Origin of the sequence: Brevibacillus choshinensis (assembly GCF_001420695.1) — a bacterium.
Taxonomy (GTDB): domain Bacteria; phylum Bacillota; class Bacilli; order Brevibacillales; family Brevibacillaceae; genus Brevibacillus; species Brevibacillus choshinensis.
Genome location: NZ_LJJB01000014.1, coordinates 1 through 1,593, shown reverse-complemented (window position 1 = coordinate 1,593; position 1,593 = coordinate 1). Strand labels below are relative to the sequence as shown.

General features: G+C 41.7%; 1 protein-coding gene. It reads left to right on the top strand.

All coding sequences use genetic code 11. From position 1 onward, the window contains the following. A partial coding sequence (locus AN963_RS28375; protein WP_152985747.1) for a hemagglutinin occupies positions 1 to 1,593 on the top strand: 1,593 nt, incomplete at both ends.

Genomic DNA, 1,593 nt, shown 5'->3' with positions numbered 1-1,593 from the left:
CAGCAAGCAATGCAGATAAAATCTGCATCGGCTATCAATCAACAAACTCCACAGAAACTGTGGACACACTAACAGAAAACAATGTCCCTGTGACACATGCCAAAGAACTGCTCCACACAGAGCATAATGGGATGCTGTGTGCAACAAGCTTGGGACAACCTCTTATTTTGGACACCTGCACCATTGAAGGGCTAATCTATGGCAATCCTTCTTGTGATCTATCGCTGGAAGGAAGAGAATGGTCCTATATCGTCGAGAGACCATCAGCTGTTAACGGATTGTGTTACCCCGGGAATGTAGAAAATCTAGAAGAGCTAAGGTCACTTTTTAGTTCTGCTAGGTCTTACCAAAGAATCCAGATTTTCCCAGACACAATCTGGAATGTGTCTTACGATGGGACAAGCACAGCATGCTCAGGTTCATTCTACAGAAGCATGAGATGGTTGACTCGAAAGAACGGCGATTACCCTATCCAAGACGCTCAATACACAAATAATCAAGGGAAGAACATTCTTTTCATGTGGGGCATAAATCACCCACCCACCGATACTACGCAGAGAGATCTGTACACGAGAACCGACACAACAACGAGTGTGGCAACAGAAGAAATAAATAGGATCTTCAAACCATTGATAGGACCAAGGCCTCTTGTCAACGGTTTGATGGGAAGAATTCATTATTATTGGTCTGTATTGAAACCGGGACAAACACTGCGAATAAAATCTGATGGGAATCTAATAGCTCCATGGTATGGACACATTCTTTCAGGAGAGAGCCATGGAAGAATTCTGAAGACTGATTTAAAAAGAGGTAGCTGCACAGTGCAATGTCAGACAGAGAAAGGTGGCTTAAACACAACACTGCCATTCCAAAATGTAAGTAAGTATGCATTTGGAAACTGTTCAAAATACATTGGCATAAAGAGTCTCAAACTTGCAGTTGGTCTGAGGAATGTGCCTTCTAGATCTAGTAGAGGGCTATTCGGGGCCATAGCAGGGTTTATAGAGGGAGGTTGGTCAGGACTAGTTGCTGGTTGGTATGGGTTCCAGCATTCAAATGACCAAGGGGTTGGTATGGCAGCAGATAGAGACTCAACCCAAAAGGCAATTGATAAAATAACATCCAAAGTGAATAATATAGTCGACAAAATGAACAAGCAGTATGAAATCATTGATCATGAATTCAGTGAGGTAGAAACTAGACTTAACATGATCAATAATAAGATTGATGATCAAATCCAAGATATATGGGCATATAATGCAGAATTACTAGTCCTGCTTGAAAACCAGAAAACACTCGATGAGCATGACGCAAATGTAAACAATCTATATAATAAAGTAAAGAGGGCGTTGGGTTCCAATGCGGTGGAAGATGGGAAAGGATGTTTCGAGCTATATCACAAATGTGATGACCAATGCATGGAGACAATTCGGAACGGGACCTACAACAGAAGGAAATATCAAGAGGAGTCAAAATTAGAAAGACAGAAAATAGAGGGGGTCAAGCTGGAATCTGAAGGAACTTACAAAATCCTCACCATTTATTCGACTGTTGCCTCATCTATTGTGATTGCAATGGGGTTTGCTGCCTTCT